Consider the following 17,318-nt stretch of genomic DNA (forward strand, 5'->3'; position numbering starts at 1 on the left):
TTGGTTGCGGAAGCGCTTCTTTCTAAAGTCCGTTTCCTGCCGGATGAGTCGTACGTTCCGGTTTCTCATGGAAGGGAATTTTTATGAACAAGAACGAACTGGTGTCCGCTGTCGCCGATGCCGCGAGTATTTCGAAGGGTGACGCGCAGTCGGCGGTTGATGCGGTGTTCTCCGTCATCACCGGCGAACTGAAGAAGGGCGGCGATGTCCGGCTTGTCGGCTTCGGAAATTTCACAGTGTCAAAACGCGCTGCCTCGACCGGCCGCAATCCGCAGACCGGCGCGGAAGTGCAGATTCCGGCGCGCACCGTGCCGAAGTTTTCGGCCGGCAAGGGCCTCAAGGACGCAGTCAACTAAGCGCCTTCTTACCCTTTTCAGAGACCAGAAAAGCCGGGCATGCCCCGGCTTTTCCTTTGCACCCACTTTGGTGGGGTCATATTTGTCGCGATGATAGCGGACGGCTCTATGCCGTCGGCGCATCCGCGCGCATCAGCCCTTCCTTTTTGAGATCGGCCCAGAGTGCTGATGGCAGTTTCGCGTCGAGCAGCGACCGGTTGCTTTCGACCTCGCTCGGCCGCTGGCCGCCGGGGATCACCGACACGACCGAAGGGTGCAGCAGCGGAAATTGCAGTGCCGCCTCGATCAGGCGCACGCCGTGGCGTTTGCAGACGGCCTCGATGCGCGTGACGCGGTCGATGATGTCCTGCGGCGCCTCGGAATAATTGTAGTAGGCGCCGGGCTTCGGTCCGGTTGCCAGGATGCCGGAATTATACGGCCCGCCGAGAACGATGCCGATGCCGCGCTTCTGGCATAGCGGCAGGAAGGATTGCAGCGCCTCCTGCTCCAGCAGCGTATAGCGCCCGGCAAGCAGGAAAAGGTCGAAGTCGCCACGCTCGGCAAGTGTCTGGGCAACCTGCCATTCGTTGATGCCGCCGCCGAACGCCTTGATGACGCCCTGATCACGCAAGGCCAGCAGCCCGTAGTAGCCGGAGCGCATGAACTCCTCGATGCGCTGGCGCGACGCCTCCTTGCTGCCATGGGTGAAGATATCGACGTCATGCACGAAAAGGATGTCGATGCGGTCGACGCCGAGGCGTTCCAGAGAGGCTTCGAAGGAGCGCATGACGCCGTCATAGCTGTAGTCGTAGACCTCGCGGCGCGACGGCGTGTCGAAGAACTTGCCGATGCCGGTGCGTTGGTCTGGCGGGCAGGCGCGCATGATGCGGCCGACCTTGCTCGACAGCACAAAGTCGTCGCGCTTTTTCCAACGCAGGAACGGATTGAGCCGGGTTTCCGACAGGCCAAGCCCGTAGAGTGGCGCGGTGTCGTAGTAACGGCAGCCGACCCGCCAGGCGGTCTCCAGGGTGGCGTTGGCATCCTCGTCGGAGACGGCGCGATAGAGGTTGCCGAGCGGCGCCGTGCCGAAGCCGAGTTCCGTGAACGTGATGCCGCCATCGCCGATGCGGTCGAAATGCCGTGTCTTCATGTCCTGCCGTTTCCTCACCTACGCAATTGCGGTGACACTATCACGCCTGGGACACTGCAAAAGCACTCCGAGCCGTTGGACACGAACTTTCACGGTGATAGCATGAGCAAAAACAACCCGTTCGGGGAAAAACGTGGTGCAAACATTCAGGCAGGTCTCCGGTTCCAATGCTGGCAAAAACCTGTTCGGGGTTGCGCTCGACGAGTTTGGCACTGTGGTGGCTCCGATCGGCGAGAGCCGTATAGACGCCGCCGGCCACACCAACATGGAGTAGGCGTCATGCGCTACGAGCTGATGCTGCCGCACCAGATCCGCAAGGCGATCGCCGAAAACTGGCCCGTCGTGCTCCCGCTCGGCGTGCTCGAATACCACGGTGAGCACATGGCCGTCGGCATGGATACGCTGGCGGTCGTCAAGATGCTGGAGCTGTTCGAAAAGGAAGCCGACATCGTCATCCTGCCGCCGTTCTACTATGGCGCAGCGAGCTACGCGGTGGCGCCGCCGGAGGGCAATGGCTCAGTTCAGGTCGGCGGCAATGCGTTGGCGCCGTTGGCGGATGAACTGTTCTACAGCCTGCTGCGCATCGGCTTTCGCAACATCCACGCCATCATCCATCACCAGACCGAGAATTTTGTTGCCGGCATGCCGACCGATCTCGCTTTCAAGACCGCTGGCCGCCAGGCGATCTTCCGTTTTCTGGAGAAGGAGCGCGGCGAGGGCTGGTGGGGCTCCGAGGCGATGGCCGGCTATTATGCCGAACATGCCGAAGCCGTCAATTTCTTCAACTGGATACAGGTGCATCCGCTGCTGCCGGCAGCAATGAACGGCCAGTATCCGTTCGATCATGCCGGCATCGGCGAGACGTCGCTGATGCTGGCGCTATGCCCGGAAGCGGTGGACGCCGGCCGCTTCGCCGACAATACGGCATGGTACACGGCAACCGCCCCCGACGCCTCGGCGGAACTGGGGCAAAAGGGCGTCGCGATGATCCTCGGTCATCTGCGCGCGACGCTTTTGGCCTAGTGCGGCTTCCCCTTCTCCCACAACAGGGGAGAGGGGCGGCCTACTTCACCGCGCCCGCGGTCATGCCCATGATCAGATAGCGCTCCAGCGCGATGCCGATGACGGCAAGCGGCGTGATTGCGGCGGTGGCCAGCGCCGCCATGGACCACCAGTTGATGCCCTGCGAGCCGGTCTGGCTCGCCACCATGACGGGAATGGTCTTGGCGTCGGTCGAGGTCAGCAGTGCGGCGAAGAAATACTCGTTCCAGCACAGCACCAGCGCCAGGATGAAGGCGGCGACCATGCCCGGCAGCGCGATCGGCATGACAATGCGGAAGAAGGCGCCCCAGATCGACAGGCCGTCGACGAGGGCTGCTTCCTCCAGTTCGACTGGGATCGAATTGAACTGGTCGCGCATGATCCAGATGACGATCGGCAGCACCATCAGCGTGTAGAGCAGGATCAGCCCGATGCGCGTGTCGAGCATGCCGACTTCCCGATACAGCACCAGAAAAGGCAGCGCGAGCACGACCGGCGGCAGGATCAGCTGCGACAGGAAGAAGAAGGAGATGTCCTCATTCTTGAACCAGGCGAAGTGATAGCGGTAGCGGGTTAGGCCGTAGGCGGCGAGACTGCCGATGACAATGGCCAGACTCGACGCGCCGACCGAGGTGATGACGGAGTTCATGAAGCGCTTGATGAACTCGTCGCGCACCGTCGAGGTCCGGAAGATCGAGTCCGGCGACAGGCCGAGCGAGCGCCAGCCCTTCCAGTCCGGCCGGAAGTCGACGAACGGGATGAGATGGCCCTGGGTGACGTCGACCGCGGTCTTGAACGAGGTGGTTATCGTCCAGTAGATCGGGAACAGGCAGATGAAGGCCCAGAAGACGAGCGCGCCATAGATGAAGACGCGATTCGCGAAAAAGCTCGCCGGCGAGCGGATTTCGGAAGCGGCATACTCGGTGGTCTGAACGCTCATGTCGCCGCCCCTATCAATTGACGTTGCGCACGAAGCGATTGGCGAATTTCAGCAGCCACGTCACAAATACGATGATGATGATCAAATAAGCCATCGCCAGCATGGTGCCGTAGCCGACATTCGAGCGGTCGCGATACTCGCGATAGATGAAGCTCGACACGGAATCGGTCGCGCCGCCAGGGCCGCCCGAGGTGACGGTGATGATGATGTCGGCAAGCTTCAGCTTGAAGATGATGCGCAGGATGATCGCCGTCACCGACACCGGCAGCATCAGCGGGAAGGTGACCTGCCAGAAGGTCTGCCAGGCATTGGCGCCGTCTACCCTGGCCGCCTCCAGCACCTCGCGTGACATCGCCTGAAGGCCGGCGAGCAGCATGATCATCATGAACGGGATGAAGGTCCACGCATCGAGCACCATGATCGAGATGCGGGCGGTGATCGGGTTGGAGAAGAAGGCCGGGTTTTCCCAGCCGAGCTGGCGCGCCAGCGCCGCGGCCGGCCCGAACCGGTATTCCATCAGCGACTTGCCGATCATCCACGACACCGCGACAGGCGACAGCATCAACGGCATGAGGAAGACGACACGGAAGAATTTGCGTGCCCTGATCTGCGCGTTGAGAAGCAGGGCGAGGCCGAAGGCGATGACATATTCGACCAGCACCGCGAGCACGTAGAGCACCATGTTGAACAGCGCGTTGCGGTAGTAGGGATCGGCCAGCATCTGCCAGAAATTGTCGAGCCCGTTGAACTTCCGGCCGGAAAAGGAACTGAGGTTCCAGTCGGTCAGCGCGATGTAGAAGCCGAACAGCGTCGGGAAGATCACCATGGCGATGGTGAACAGCAGCGCCGGCAGCAGGAACAGCGCGCGCTGGCCGTCTTCGCCGCGCGTCAGCACCTGGCCGACGCCGAGCGCAACACCCCACAGCACATAGGCATAGACGACCGGCCGCCAGGTCTCGAAACCGATGGTGTCGATCTCTGTCTTGTAGAGGATCTGAACTGCGATCACCGCCAGCAGGCCGAGCGTCGCAGCGGCCATCAACGCCCGGCCGAGCCGCTTGCGACCCGGCGATATCAGATCGGATGGAGCGGCGTTTGCCGGCCACGCATTGGTGGGCAAAGTCTGGTCAGCCACGCGTCTCGTCCGTTCACTGAAGGCTTTTATGACCGCTTGCCGGTCAAGGTGCGGTCCGGCGATTTTGCGCCGGACCGCGGTTTACTCTAGTCTCAGCCTACATCCCGAGCGAGGCCTTGTAGAGCTTGACCTGGTTTTCGCGGCCGATCTGGTCGGTCAGCTTCTCCCAGGCGGCTGCGATGGCGTCGGCGCCCTCCTGCGCCGTCATCTTGCCGGCGAATGTGTTGGCCAGGATGTCCTCGGCGGCGCTGTAATATTGGAAGATGCCGGGGATGCGCGGTTCGATCGCGGCGTTCGGATGGTTGTAGCTGTCGGCCTCCGACTTCAGATACGAGGTGATGAAAGCCTCGTCGTAACCGGCCGCCACCCATTCCGGAATGTCGAAATGGGAGTTGCGGTAGGGCTGGAAGCCAGACGGATATGCCGCGCACCAGAGCGACAGGTCCTTGCCGCCGAGATGGGCGGCGGCAGACCAGGCCGCCTTCTTCTTCTTTTCATCCGAATCGACACGAGCCATGACGTAGACGCCCCAGCCGAGATAGGCGCAGTTCGGCGCATGGTTCGGGCCGCTGGCCAGCTTGTCCCATTGGCCGGTCTTGGAATTATAGACGTCGTCGGAGCCAGGCAGGATCGAGAAGCCGGTGACGTCGCCGACGACAGAACTGTCGTTGGTCTTGACGTTGGAGCCGACGTCGCCCCACCAGGTGACCATCGAACCGGTGCCGGCCAGGAACTGCTGGAAGGCGGTGGTGTTCGGGTCGGCGTTGATCTGGTCGGCAGGCTCGGAAGGCAGCGCGTCGACCACGTCCTGGATCGCCCGCACCCAGGCTGGATTGTTGATGCGCGGCTTCATCGTATCGGCATCGAACAGCCAGGCCTTGTCGTCGGGATGCTTCGCATAGGCGCTGGCGCGGCTGCCGAGGAAGTAGAAGCCGAAGCCGCCCCACGCTTTGGGCGCGTCGAGATAGCCGAAGACGTCTTGGCCCTGGAACTGTTTGCCCTTGAGGAACTTGGTCACCGCCTGCACCTGCTGCCAGGTCTTCGGCACGCCCCATTCACCGCCACCGCCGCCGTCCTTCCATGCCTTGGCGAGGTCGGCATCGGCAAACACGTCGGTGCGGTAGTTGAAGTTGTGGGCATCGCCGTCGACGGTCACGCGGTACTGCTTGCCGTCCCAGGTGCCGACCGGTGGCTGCAGATAGGCCACGACGTCCTTCATGTCGATCTGGTCCTTGACCCAGTCTGGCATTTCGGAGGTGAGACCCTTGCCGCAGACATCGCCTTCGAACGGCGCGCCCATCTCGATGATGTCGAAATCGACGGTGCCGGTGGCGATCGACTGCTGCAGGCGGGCGTTGTAGTCCGCCTGCGCCAGGTCGATCCAGTTGATCTTGGCGCCGGTATAGGTCTCCCACGGCTTCAGGAAGCCACGAAACAGCACATTGTGCAGGTTCTGGTTGTTGAGACCCATGAAGGTGAGCTGGACGCCAGCGAATTCGCCTTCCTTGACGTTGGCCTTGGTCGCCTCCAGGCAAAGCTCGCCGACCTGCTGGAAGTCGGCATCGGTCGGCTGACCCTTGCCGACACCGGGGATCTGCAGGATCTGCGCACGCAACTCGCTTGCGGCGGAAGCAGGGCGCGTCAGCGCGCCAAGCCCGGCGCCGGAGGCCGCTGCGATCGCGGCCATGCTGGCCGCACCTTTGAGGACATCGCGGCGAGTGGCACCCGCGCGCATAAATTGGTTGTAAAGGCTGGCTTTCATTTCGTTCCTCCCAGAATCTCAATAGTGATTGTATCTCAATGGTAATTGTTTCGGGTGTTTGGAGCGCTGGACGTGTTCCCCAACAACAGCGACTCCTAGAAATAGCGGCCCAAGTTTTCCTCCGCGACACTTCGATTTCCGTGGCCCGGACGAGCGTGCCGGCGCGCCCGGAATAGGGTCATAACCCGAGCTCTTTCACTATTCTCACAACCAGGTGCCCTGTCAAACGAGAATTGGTTTTTATCTATAAGAGACTGACTTGCCCTCGCCGTTTGCGTTGTTTAGCTTCACCGCAACGAAAGGGGGGCCCATGGCTCAAGTCGCGATCAGCAATGTGGCCAAGGCGTTCGGAACCGTCAAGGTCCTGCACGATGTCAGCGTCGACATCGCCGACGGGCAGTTCGTGGTGCTGGTTGGCCCTTCGGGGTGCGGCAAGTCCACGCTGCTCAGGATGGTGGCGGGGCTGGAGACCGTTTCCGGCGGCACGATCGCCATCGGCGACCGTGTCGTCAATCATCTGCCGCCGGCCAAGCGCGACATCGCCATGGTGTTCCAGAATTACGCGCTCTATCCGCACAAGACGGTCGAGCAGAACATGGCCTTTGCGCTGAAGCTGCGGAAGACCGATCCGGCTGATGTCGCGGAGCGGGTCAAGCGCGCCGCCGATATCCTCGACCTCAACCCCTACCTCAAGCGCTATCCGCGCCAGCTCTCGGGCGGGCAGCGCCAGCGCGTCGCCATGGGCCGCGCCATCGTGCGTAACCCGCAGGTGTTCCTGTTCGACGAGCCGCTCTCCAATCTCGACGCGAAGCTGCGCGTGCAGATGCGCACCGAGATCAAGGAGCTGCACCAGCGGCTGAAGACCACCACCATCTATGTCACGCACGACCAGATCGAGGCCATGACCATGGCAGACAAGATCGTGGTGATGCGCGACGGCCGCATCGAGCAGGTCGGCGCGCCGCTGGAACTGTTCGACCGGCCGGCCAATCTGTTCGTCGCCGGTTTCATCGGCTCGCCGTCGATGAACCTGCTCAAGGGCGTGGTGCGCAAGGGCGACAAGCCGGTCGTCGAGATCGCCGGAACGCCGTTCCCGATTGCTGCGAACAGCGCGGTGGAGGATGGCCGCAAGGTCGTTTACGGCGTGCGGCCCGAGCACCTCGAAATCCACCCCGAAGGCGTGCCGGCGAAGATTTCGGTGGTCGAGCCGACCGGTTCCGAAACGCTTGTCTTCCTGCGCTTCGGCGAGGGCGAGATGGTGGCGCTGTTCCGTGAGCGCCACGACTTCAAGCCGGGCGACACGCTGCACCTGAAACCCCGGCTCGACCAGGTCCATCTCTTCGACGCAGAGACCGGCCGTCGTCTTTAACGATTTGAATTGCGCATGATCTTATCCGAAAACCGCGAACACTTTTCGGGATCATGCGCCAGGTTTCGCATCAAAAAGCCCGTTCGGGAGGGAACTATGCTTAAAGGGATCAATCCGCTGCTCAATGCCGACGTGCTCCAGGCGCTGCGGGCGATGGGCCATGGCGATGATTTGATCATCGCCGACACCAACTTCCCTTCCGATTCGGTGGCGCGCCAAACCGTGCTCGGCCGGCTGCTGCGCATCGATGCGCCGGCCGCGGATGTGGTCAAGGCGGTGCTGTCGCTCTATCCGCTGGACAATTTCGTCGACGACGCGGCCGCCCGCATGGAGATCGTCGGCAAGCCGGACGAGATTCCCGCAGTGCAGACGGAAGTGCAAAGGGAGATTGACGCGGCGGAGGGCAAGGCATGGCCGATGATCTCGGTCGAGCGCTACGCCTTTTATGAGCGCGCCAAGAAGGCCTATTGCGTCATCCAGACCGGCGAGCGCCGCTTCTATGGCTGTTTCGCCTTCCGCAAGGGCGTCGTGCCGCCGGATGCGGAGTAGGGGGATGCCAGGCAAGCCTGTCGTCATATTGGGGGTCTTCGTCGCCGACACCGCCTACCGCGCCGCGCGCCAGCCGCGCATGGGCGAGACGCTCCTTGGCACATCCTTCACCCTCGGCCCGGGCGGCAAGGGCTCCAACCAGGCGGTCGCGGCTGGCCGGCTCGGCGCAGACACCACCTTCCTGACGCGCCTCGGCGTTGATCCCTTTGCCGATATGGCCAGGCAAACCTGGGCGCAGGCCGAGGTGAAGAGCGCCGTCATCGACACGCCGGAGAGTTACACGGGTGCGGCTTATATTTTCGTCGAGGAGACGACCGGCAACAACGCCATCATCGTCAGCCCCGGTGCGGCCATGCTGATTTCGCCCGACGATATCGAGGCCCATGCCGGCCTGATCCGCTCGGCCGGCGTCTTCGTCACCCAGCTCGAACAGCCCATCAAGGCGGCGCTGCGGGCGCTGGAAATCGCGCGCGGGGCAGGGGTGACGACCATCCTCAATCCGGCGCCCGCGGCAAGCCTGCCCGAGCGCATCTACACGCTCTGCGACTATGTCACGCCCAATGAAACCGAGGCCGAGGAACTGACCGGCATCAAGGTGTCCTCCATCGACGACGCCCGCCGCGCCGCCGACAGTCTGCTCCAGAAGGGCGTCGGTGCGGTTATCGTGACGCTCGGCGAAAAGGGCGCGCTGTTGCACACGGCCAGCCGCTCCGACCATGTCGGCGCGATCAATGCCGGCCCTGTGGTCGAAACAACCGGCGCAGGCGACGCCTTCAATGGCGGCCTGGCTGCAGCACTTGCGAGAGGGGTGGAACCGCTGCAAGCGGTCCGCTTCGCCTGCGCCGTCGCCGGCATTTCGGTAACGCGAGCGGGCACGGCGCCGTCGATGCCGACGCTGCAAGAGGTCGAGGCATTGCTCGCCAAGGGGTGAGGCCCGCAAGCTCTCCACTTTGGTCCGTTCCGACCATGGTGGCACATTAGCAACAGTTAATGTAAATCGGCAATCCCATCTTGCGTCATTGGCATAGGTGCCCGTAATGGGCCACTGGGTCCTGGCGCCGCAATTGCACGGTCAGCGATGCCGGGGGCAACCTTGACCTGGCAATGGGGGGGGTAATCTGGGGGCCCCGCCGCTTCGCAAATGGAGCGGCGGGCTCTTTCACGGCACCACACCATCAGAAGCCGCCGACGGATAGGAATGGCTGTGGTTTGCAATGCTCGCGGGGAAGTACCTGTCGCGCCGAATGACGCGATCTAGCTGCGAACGCCGGACAATTCGCGGACCTCTGCCCGCAGCGCCTGTAGCTCCGCGAGGATGATGGCCTGATCGCTGTGCAGCGTTGCCCTGTCGGCCGATTCTACGGCTTCATGCTCGGCCTCCATCGCCGAAACGATCACGCCGATGAACAGATTGAGCACGGTGAACGAGGTCGCGATGATGAATGGGATGAAGAACAGCCAGGCGGTCGGATAGACCGCCATGACCGGGCGCACCACGCCGTCCGACCAGCCTTCGAGAGTCATGACCTGGAAAAGCGTGAAGAGCGATTCCGGTATGCCGCCGAACAGTTCGGGAAAGGACGAGCCGTAAAGCTTCGTTGCCATCACCGCAAAGACGTAGAATACCAGCCCGAGCAACAGCATGATCGAGCCCATGCCAGGCAAGGCGGTGATGAAGCCGGTGACGACACGGCGCAGCGACGGAACGATGCTGATAAGGCGCAGGACCCGCAGGATGCGCAGCGCCCGCAGCACGGACAGCGAACCGGTCGCGGGGATGAGCGCGAAACCGACGACGAAGAGGTCGAAGATGCGCCATGGATCGCGCAAGAAATTCGTCCTGTAGACGACCACCCGGATCGCGAGTTCGAGCACGAAGACGCCGAGGATCGCACGGTCGATGGCTGTTAAAAGCGGGCCCAAAACAGCAATCGCATCGGGCGAGGTTTCGAGGCCGAGCGTGACGGCGTTGATCAGGATCAGGACCATGATCGTGAGGTCGAAATGGCGCGATTCGATGAGCGATTTCAGGGCATCCAAGGCTTCTTCTCCGTGAGAGCATCCGGACCCAAAGTGGGAGCCGGGTTCGGGAAAATCCAATGTTCAAACGCATATGACAGGCTTGGAACGCAACAAATACAAAAGTTGAAACTCTCAGGAAACCGAAGTCGAAACTTTTTGTATTAAGGAACTAAGGCCATCCGCGAATCCAGCGTGACACGCCCCAGTCGGAAATAGCCTTCTGGCCCGCTGTTAAAGCGGATCGCTGCGCTATGTCCCTGTAGGGACTGCATTTTTCTGCGGCAGCGCGAAAGATGAACCGGCACACAGCGATCATCTGCCAAGTCGCCAGGAACCATGCGGGGAGCAGCGGGTTTGGCTTGGATGCCGACACGTTCGGTCCACCATTCTCCAAGGAGAATACGATGACATTAGCAGGCAAGACCACAGCAGTTGCCGCGGCGCTGGCTATGCTGGCTTCGCCGGCACTATCCCAGACGAGCTCACCTGCGCCCACCGCACCGGCACCGGATCAAGGTTCACAGCCATCGCCAGGAATGAGCGGGCCAACCGAAGACTCCATGCGCCAAATGATGCGTCAGATGATGACTGAGATGCTGGAGGAGAGAATGCAGGAGCATCGTCGCCCTCGAGCAGAACGACGAGGTGGCGACCGTTGGCATCGCGATTTCCGAAGAGGTCCGCATGACGGGCGCCGAATGGGAGGCGGGATGATGCATGGCGCACGGATGCGAATGATGTTCGCCATAGTGGACGCCGACGGCGATGGTGCGCTTTCTCAAACCGAGGTTCAGGATTTCATCGGGCGGATATTCAACGCTGTCGACGAGAACGGCGATGACAGCGTCGACAGGGAGGAAATCCGATCCTTCTTCCACGGAGGTGCCGACGAAACGGGTGAATAAATCACTGCAAGTCTTGCGCGTTCCTGGACGAAGATTCGGGAAAGGAATTCGGAAATGGCTGGTCTCGTTGGCAAGTTTGTCGGGAAAACCCCGGCGCCTCGCAAGGGCATGGCTAGTCCCAAATTGAGTGAGAAAGAGTTCAAGGCAAGGTACATGCAGCAATTCGTCGATCCAGCGTTCGAACCGGTCGCCCGGTCGATCGAGCAAATCGCTTCGATCGCCTGGCAGGCTTATGCCGATTCCCGCAAGAGCCCGATCACGAAGAAAGCCGGTCCTACGTTCAGCGACCCCGACTACGATCTGTCGGTCGATTGGATCGCTGCGCACGAAGCGGTGCTACAGGCGCAGCGTCGGCACGAGGATCTAACGGTCCCGCCGCGTCTATTGATCATCAACGGGTCGTCGCGCAGCGAGCATACCTGTCCCGGCGAAATGTCGAAGAGTTTCCGGCTCGCCGAAATCGCCCGTGAGACCATCGACAAGGAAACGAAACTTGCCGTCGAAATTCTCGATCTGTCGCGACTTGCTTCCGAATACGGGAGGTCGTGGGGAAACAGCTCTTCAGGGCGCAAGCCGTCGAGGTGGCCACGGCTTGCACGTAGTTTCGTAAGGATGATTCGCATGAGATGGGATGACGATTATAAAAATAGACGGTCTGTGAAGTGGGATCGCTCATGACTTGCCTCCACGGCTTGGGGCCACGCCAATCTTCGCAATCAGATTAGGGGCGGAACGATCTTCTCGAACCTGACGGTGTGAATGCAGTCGCGACCGTCAAGGGGGTTTTTTGCTGGGGCTGATTTATAAGTCAGCATTCGACCATCCGTATCGATGAAACGAACTTGCTGGGTGCCCTCCCACGTCGCGTTCCAGCTCATGTCAATGTGGTGAATAACTCGATCGTCTTCGACCGTGTATGTCCCCGCATAGGCAAACATCGAATCGTAAAGTCCGATCTTTTCTTCGGGAGTCGGGACAAGATCGTTGGGTGTTATGCGATCTTCATTAAGCACGAGCACCATCACTCGGCCGTCCGCAGCATAGGTGATAACGCCTCTGGGATTCTTTCCAAAAGCGTCTCTGACTTCGCCGGATACAAGGACCTCATAGGTCCAGGAAATCATCCGCCATGATCCCAGCAGCAAAGTTGCCAATTGCGACACCGCACTCATCTCCACGAAAGAGTGGGCAAAATAGCATGAAGCCTGACACTGCCAAAGTTCCGGTGGAACGCACTTTATCCAATCGGCGACTTGGCAACGCAGGCTACTGCTATCCTCCCACAGCCGAATTCAAACTGAGACACCACTGCTTCTATCCCGAGAGAAGCGCGTATCATGCGCCGTGATCTAGCGCCCGCCGCGGGCTCCTCATGCAGCGGCATCACTGTCAGTTCCTGCGCCTCCGCGTTGCCCACGGCCACAAGGACGGCAAGTACCAGCGACGACAGGATCCTCTTCACTACGTCTTCTCCTGCACGCAGGGTGAGCCATTGCCGCGGTGCGGCAGCAATGACCTCTTCGGGCCGCCGGGAAAATACGGCAGCGGTGAAAGCTCTTAGCGAGCGTATCGACAAAATGGAGCGTTGAGCCTCCGAAACGGGCGAGGCGATAGCGCAAGCCGCCTAAGCTCAGTCGCGCGCTACTTCATTGCTGGTGAATCGTTCTTTACCAAGCGGACTGCGGCCTCGACCAAACGCCGTTGCGCGCGTAGCCTGCTGCACAGCGCGATATTCTGGGCCTGCATTTCTTCTGAGCGTTCAAGCGCGAGCTCGGTCCGATTGATGCGCTCCTTGGCATCGGCGATCGTGCGTCCGTGGGATTCCATGGTGTTCATCATGATGTGCTAACTCATGGCGGACCGGATCGTTCCCTCATGCCTGACCAGAGCCGTCGCTGGCGGCATGTTATTCACGCGGACACGCGCTTTTTCTGCCCGCCTGAAAATGTTCTCGCGCTCGCCGGCCCTGCAGATGCAGGGCTTTCCAAAAGCCTGCCCGATCACCGGCAATTACGACGTGGTGGCGATCGACGCCTGGCAGGATCGCCGCTCCGGGCTTGCCGGAGCAGGATCCGGCGCGCAGTCTAGCGCCGAAATCGCAAAGGCGAGGCTGGCATCCCTTGGCTAAGATCAAGCTGAAGCACTTCGTCATCCGCAAAGGCAAATACGGCTACTGGCTGCCGACGCCAAAGATGGTCGAGGCGGCTTCGAATGCATTTCCTGCGGGCTCGACGGGCCGGACGCCTGGGCGATCGCCAAGGAATGGGAAGACCGCTCGCAGGCGTTCCGCAAGGGCAGGGAGGTTCCCCGCCTCGACACATGGCCGAAGGATTCGATAGGCGATGCCTTCGCCCGCTATCGCCGCATGGAGGCATGGAAGAGCCGCCTGCCGCGCACGCGCGAGGACTGGGAACGTGGCTGGACCTTCATCGAGCCGTACTTCGCCGACCTGCCGCCGGGCCACATCACGCTCGAGCTGCTGGATGAATGGTATGCCCGGCTGATGCGGGCCAAGGGCATCGACGTCGCCTATCGCGCTATGAAGACATGGCGGGCGCTCTATAACGTCATGGCCGGCATGAAGCTCTGCACGCCGAAGGCCGACCCGTCGCTCGCCATCCGCCGCAAGACGCCGAACCGGCGCACCCAGGTCTGGTCCGAGGGCGAGGCGGTGCGCCTGGTCAAGGGCGCATGGCGCGCCGGCTACCGCGGCCTTGCCTGCATCATCGCCGTCGCCTGGGACACCAGCTTCTCGCCGGTCGACGTGCGCACGCTGACGCCGGCGCAGGCCGTTAAGACGGCGCAGGAGTGGGGTTTCCTGATCGAGCGCACCAAGAGCGGCGAGGCGGCGTTCGGCACGTTGTCGCCGCGCACGCAAAGGCTGGTTCTGGCCTATGTCGAATCGCTCGGCGTCACCCTGCTCGACGATGCGCCGATCTTCCGCTCGCGCGGCTTTGCACGGGCGCCAAGGGCGGCCGACCGCGCCCCGGCGTGCCTTACACGAAGGACTCGCTGGTCGACGACTTCGCCGAACTGCGCAGGCTGGTTTTCGGGGAAGGGGAGAAGCGTCGCCTCATGGACATGCGGCGATCCGGCGCGGTCGAGGCCAATGCCGGCGGCGCTTCCGTAGAGGCGATCTCGGCCAAGATGGGCAACTCGATCGACGAGAACAAGGCGCTGCAGAAGACCTATATGCCGGTCAACCTGGCCGCCGTCCGTACTGCAGACGCATCGCCGCAAAAGCCGCAAACTGCTCGGCCAGGAACGCAACGAATACAAAAAGTTGAAACTTTCTGGAAAATGAAAGTTGAAACTTTTCAAGGGGCGGTAGCTAACCCCTTGAAAGAAATGGCGCGAGTGACGGGGCTCGAACCCGCGACCTCCGGCGTGACAGGCCGGCACTCTAACCAACTGAGCTACACCCGCGCAAGACGAGCACGGTCAGCCGTGTTCGTCGTTGGGGCGGTGGATAAGGCGTAAGCCACCGGGTGTCAAGCGGAGCGCGACAGCATAACAGCAAACAGGAGAAGGTTTTTTGACAGGCAGGATTTTGTTGCCAAAACCGATGAGCGGCCAGGGCGTTGTGCGCTCATTTGGCCTTGCGAACCCCGTCCTAACTGCTTAAAGGTCCGGCCCGGAGCGGGCGATTAGCTCAGTTGGTAGAGCGCTTCGTTTACACCGAAGATGTCGGCGGTTCGAGCCCGTCATCGCCCACCATATAACCGTTTGGTTAGTCTTGTTCGCTGATCGGCTCGCTTGCAAGATCGACTTTGACACCGACGATGCCAGGCCTCGTTATTTCGACGGCGCGTACGAAGGACAACAGGCGCTCGCTGACTTCGTGGCAAACTAAGCGCTTTTTATTTTCCGCAGGTTTGTTGGGTTAGATCGGGGCGGCTCGGGATTCCAAATCCATCGAGCGAACAAGCGATCTGTGACGGACCGACTGGGCCGGCCATGGGCGGCAACGCGACTGCGCCGCCGTTGCTCGAACAAAAGTTGCGTTTAGAATTATACTTCTATATCTGGACGAGATAATAAACTAAAAAAGTACCTCTGTTTTTTAATTATTGTTAACCATGTGTTAGCCTAGATTATCCGGTTAACGCTTGAGGAAAATATTGAGGTTATGTTTCGTACCTCGCTGTTATATGAGTCGTAGGTAATGTGCGGATTCGGGGGCTATTTCGGTTCGATCCGGGATGCGGAAGCTTTGCTTGCGCGCATGATAACTGCGATCGCCCATCGCGGGCCGGATGAGCAAGGGAAATTTGTAGCACCGGACGCCGGGCTCGGGCATGCGCGGCTGTCGGTGATCGGGATCGGTGATGGCCAGCAGCCGATGTCCGACGTGTCAGGCAGTTTGACGATTGCGTTCAACGGCGAGATTTTCAACTACCTGGAATTGCGCGAAGGGCTGATCGCCAAGGGCCGGCGCTTCCGCACGTCGAGCGACACCGAGGTCATCCTGCACCTGTATGAAGAGATGGGCGAAGACTGCCTGCCGCTTCTGAACGGCGATTTCGCCTTCGCGATATGGGATAACAGGCGTCGGCGCATGGTGCTTGCACGAGACCGGATGGGTGTCCGGCCGCTGTTCTACACGAACAAGGACGGCGTGCTTTACTTCGCGTCGGAGATCAAAGCCCTCCTGGCGGTTCCGGGCGTCTCGGCCGAAATCGATCCGATTGCACTCGACCAGATCTTTACGCTGTGGGCGCCGATCGCTCCCCGCACGGCTTTCCGCAATATCCACGAGCTGGAGCCGGCAAGCGTGATGATCGCTACACAGGGGCAAGTCACGGTCAAACGCTATTGGCACCTCGACTATCCGCATCGGGATGCGCCGTCGAAGGTCACGAACGAGGATGATGCGGCCGAGGAACTACAGGCCCTTTTGACCGATGCAGTAAGGCTTCGCATGCGCGCTGACGTGCCGGTCGGTTCTTATCTTTCGGGCGGGCTCGATTCATCCCTTGTCTCGGCGCTTGCCGCCGGCATGACCCCTCTCAAACTGCAGACATTTTCCGTGGCGTTCGACAGCGCCGAGCACGACGAAAGCGCTTTCCAGACCGAAATGGCTTCAGCACTTGGCACCCATCATCGAACCATTGCCTGCCGTGCCGGCGATATCGCCGGTGTCTTCCCCGACGTCATCCGCTTTGCCGAGCGGCCGATCATCCGTACGGCTCCGGCTCCCCTCTATCAACTGTCCGGCCTCGTTCGCCAGGCCGGCCTGAAAGTGGTGCTGACTGGCGAGGGCGCCGACGAGGTCTTCGCAGGATACGATGTCTTCAAGGAAGCGCGTGTTCGCCGGTTCTGCGGGCGGCAGCCGGCATCGCGCATGAGGCCACAGCTGTTCCGCAGGCTTTATCCCTATCTGCCGGGTCTGCAGCAGCAGTCCGTGGAGTACCTGGCTGCGTTCTTCGGCGCCGGCAACACCGCGCTCGACGATCCGCTGTTCTCGCACCGGCCGCGCTTCAAGACCACGGCGGCGGCGAAGATTTTCTTTTCCGGCGACCTGCGTGCGACGTTGAAGGGCTATGACGCGGCCGAGGACCTGGTCAGCCGGTTGCCCCAAGCATTTTCCCTGTGGCATCCACTGCATCAGGCACAATATCTCGAAACCGGCTTCCTTCTGCCGGGTTATATCCTCTCCAGCCAAGGTGATCGCATGGCGATGGCGCATGGAATCGAAGGACGTTTCCCTTTCCTCGATCCTCGTTTGGTGGAATTCGCGGCAAGACTACCGCCGGAGATGAAGCTGAAGGGATTGCTGGAAAAGCACATACTGCGCAAGGCAGCCAAGGACCTGCTTCCGACGGCGATCCGGGAGCGCACGAAACAACCTTACCGAGCCCCGGACGCCAGCTCCTTTGTTGGAGCTGGAGAACTGGATTACGTACGCGACTGCTTGAGCGAAGCAAGCATCGCTGCCGGCGGACTGTTCAACGCCAAGGCGGTTGCAAATCTTCATGAGAAATGCCGCACGCAGCCAGTATCCGGGTTTCGAGATAACGCGGCCTTCGTCGGCATTTTGTCGACGCAGCTGTGGCAGAAGAATTTCACCGGCCAAGAGGTCGGTGCAGAACGAGCAGCTTGAGAAGGGA

The 17,318-nt window shown here is 61.2% G+C and carries 18 protein-coding genes and 2 tRNA genes; 12 read left to right on the forward strand and 8 right to left on the reverse strand.

Annotated elements, in window-relative coordinates; translation table 11 throughout:
* Positions 1–83 precede the first annotated feature (83 nt).
* Entirely contained in the window at positions 84–356 is a 273-nt protein-coding gene (locus tag NKH36_RS24370; protein WP_023798342.1) for an HU family DNA-binding protein, read from the forward strand.
* A gap of 106 nt (positions 357–462) precedes the next feature.
* Here the strand turns inward: NKH36_RS24370 and NKH36_RS24375 are convergent, their stop codons facing one another.
* Positions 463–1,485 (reverse strand): aldo/keto reductase, encoded by a 1,023-nt coding sequence (locus NKH36_RS24375; protein ID WP_352960948.1) that lies wholly within the window; start codon positions 1,483–1,485, stop codon positions 463–465.
* Positions 1,486–1,621: 136 nt separating this feature from the next.
* On the opposite strand from NKH36_RS24375, the gene NKH36_RS24380 reads away from it, so the two are divergent.
* Both NKH36_RS24380 and NKH36_RS24385 read left to right on the forward strand, forming a co-directional pair.
* Positions 1,622–1,759: a hypothetical protein gene (locus tag NKH36_RS24380; protein WP_352960949.1), complete on the forward strand. Its 138-nt coding sequence runs from the start codon at positions 1,622–1,624 to the stop codon at positions 1,757–1,759.
* Between the two features lie 5 nt (positions 1,760–1,764).
* On the forward strand, positions 1,765–2,508 hold the full coding sequence (locus NKH36_RS24385; RefSeq protein WP_352960950.1) for a creatininase family protein: 744 nt from the start codon (positions 1,765–1,767) through the stop codon (positions 2,506–2,508).
* Between the two features lie 40 nt (positions 2,509–2,548).
* Here the strand turns inward: NKH36_RS24385 and NKH36_RS24390 are convergent, their stop codons facing one another.
* From NKH36_RS24390 to NKH36_RS24400, 3 genes are all read right to left on the reverse strand, one after another.
* Positions 2,549–3,466: a carbohydrate ABC transporter permease gene (locus NKH36_RS24390; protein ID WP_352960951.1), complete on the reverse strand. Its 918-nt coding sequence runs from the start codon at positions 3,464–3,466 to the stop codon at positions 2,549–2,551.
* Between the two features lie 13 nt (positions 3,467–3,479).
* The gene (locus NKH36_RS24395) at positions 3,480–4,601 is read right to left on the reverse strand and encodes a carbohydrate ABC transporter permease (RefSeq protein ID WP_352960953.1); all 1,122 of its coding nucleotides are present in this window, start codon (positions 4,599–4,601) and stop codon (positions 3,480–3,482) included.
* Between the two features lie 97 nt (positions 4,602–4,698).
* Positions 4,699–6,363, reverse strand: coding sequence for an ABC transporter substrate-binding protein (locus NKH36_RS24400; protein ID WP_352964892.1), 1,665 nt, complete (start codon positions 6,361–6,363; stop codon positions 4,699–4,701).
* Between the two features lie 310 nt (positions 6,364–6,673).
* On the opposite strand from NKH36_RS24400, the gene NKH36_RS24405 reads away from it, so the two are divergent.
* The 3 genes from NKH36_RS24405 to rbsK all read left to right on the forward strand — a co-directional run bounded on the left by NKH36_RS24405 (position 6,674) and on the right by rbsK (position 9,212).
* A complete protein-coding gene (locus NKH36_RS24405) occupies positions 6,674–7,732 on the forward strand; it encodes an ABC transporter ATP-binding protein (protein ID WP_352960955.1) in 1,059 nt (352 codons plus the stop codon).
* A gap of 96 nt (positions 7,733–7,828) precedes the next feature.
* Positions 7,829–8,281 carry an RbsD/FucU family protein gene (locus NKH36_RS24410; protein ID WP_192364795.1) on the forward strand — a complete coding sequence of 151 codons (453 nt, stop codon included), beginning with the start codon at positions 7,829–7,831 and terminating at the stop codon, positions 8,279–8,281.
* Between the two features lie 4 nt (positions 8,282–8,285).
* Positions 8,286–9,212 (forward strand): ribokinase, encoded by a 927-nt coding sequence (gene rbsK, locus NKH36_RS24415; protein ID WP_352960957.1) that lies wholly within the window; start codon positions 8,286–8,288, stop codon positions 9,210–9,212.
* 323 nt (positions 9,213–9,535) lie between these two features.
* Here rbsK and NKH36_RS24420 read toward each other — a convergent pair whose 3' ends face one another.
* Entirely contained in the window at positions 9,536–10,321 is a 786-nt protein-coding gene (locus tag NKH36_RS24420) for an ion transporter (RefSeq protein WP_352960958.1), read from the reverse strand.
* Between the two features lie 341 nt (positions 10,322–10,662).
* Between NKH36_RS24420 and NKH36_RS24425 the strand changes: the two genes are divergently transcribed.
* Both NKH36_RS24425 and NKH36_RS24430 read left to right on the forward strand, forming a co-directional pair.
* The gene (locus NKH36_RS24425; protein ID WP_352960959.1) at positions 10,663–11,208 is read left to right on the forward strand and encodes an EF-hand domain-containing protein; all 546 of its coding nucleotides are present in this window, start codon (positions 10,663–10,665) and stop codon (positions 11,206–11,208) included.
* A gap of 54 nt (positions 11,209–11,262) precedes the next feature.
* Positions 11,263–11,886 (forward strand): hypothetical protein, encoded by a 624-nt coding sequence (locus tag NKH36_RS24430; protein ID WP_352960961.1) that lies wholly within the window; start codon positions 11,263–11,265, stop codon positions 11,884–11,886.
* A 38-nt stretch (positions 11,887–11,924) separates the two neighbouring features.
* Here NKH36_RS24430 and NKH36_RS24435 read toward each other — a convergent pair whose 3' ends face one another.
* Both NKH36_RS24435 and NKH36_RS24440 read right to left on the reverse strand, forming a co-directional pair.
* Positions 11,925–12,371 (reverse strand): lipocalin-like domain-containing protein, encoded by a 447-nt coding sequence (locus NKH36_RS24435; protein WP_352960962.1) that lies wholly within the window; start codon positions 12,369–12,371, stop codon positions 11,925–11,927.
* Positions 12,372–12,849: 478 nt separating this feature from the next.
* Complete coding sequence (locus NKH36_RS24440; protein WP_352960963.1) at positions 12,850–13,047, reverse strand: hypothetical protein; 198 nt, start codon at positions 13,045–13,047, stop codon at positions 12,850–12,852.
* 13 nt (positions 13,048–13,060) lie between these two features.
* Between NKH36_RS24440 and NKH36_RS24445 the strand changes: the two genes are divergently transcribed.
* Both NKH36_RS24445 and NKH36_RS24450 read left to right on the forward strand, forming a co-directional pair.
* Positions 13,061–13,336, forward strand: coding sequence for a hypothetical protein (locus NKH36_RS24445; protein ID WP_352960964.1), 276 nt, complete (start codon positions 13,061–13,063; stop codon positions 13,334–13,336).
* Between the two features lie 237 nt (positions 13,337–13,573).
* Complete coding sequence (locus tag NKH36_RS24450; RefSeq protein WP_352960966.1) at positions 13,574–14,338, forward strand: hypothetical protein; 765 nt, start codon at positions 13,574–13,576, stop codon at positions 14,336–14,338.
* 219 nt (positions 14,339–14,557) lie between these two features.
* On the opposite strand, the gene NKH36_RS24455 is transcribed toward NKH36_RS24450, so the two are convergent.
* Positions 14,558–14,634, reverse strand: a tRNA-Asp gene (locus NKH36_RS24455).
* 215 nt (positions 14,635–14,849) lie between these two features.
* Between NKH36_RS24455 and NKH36_RS24460 the strand changes: the two genes are divergently transcribed.
* Both NKH36_RS24460 and asnB read left to right on the forward strand, forming a co-directional pair.
* A tRNA-Val gene (locus tag NKH36_RS24460) sits at positions 14,850–14,925 on the forward strand.
* A 448-nt stretch (positions 14,926–15,373) separates the two neighbouring features.
* Entirely contained in the window at positions 15,374–17,311 is a 1,938-nt protein-coding gene (gene asnB / locus NKH36_RS24465; RefSeq protein WP_352960967.1) for an asparagine synthase (glutamine-hydrolyzing), read from the forward strand.
* Positions 17,312–17,318: the final 7 nt, after the last annotated feature.

It is taken from the genome of Mesorhizobium sp. M1312 (genome assembly GCF_040318115.1).
GTDB lineage: Bacteria > Pseudomonadota > Alphaproteobacteria > Rhizobiales > Rhizobiaceae > Mesorhizobium.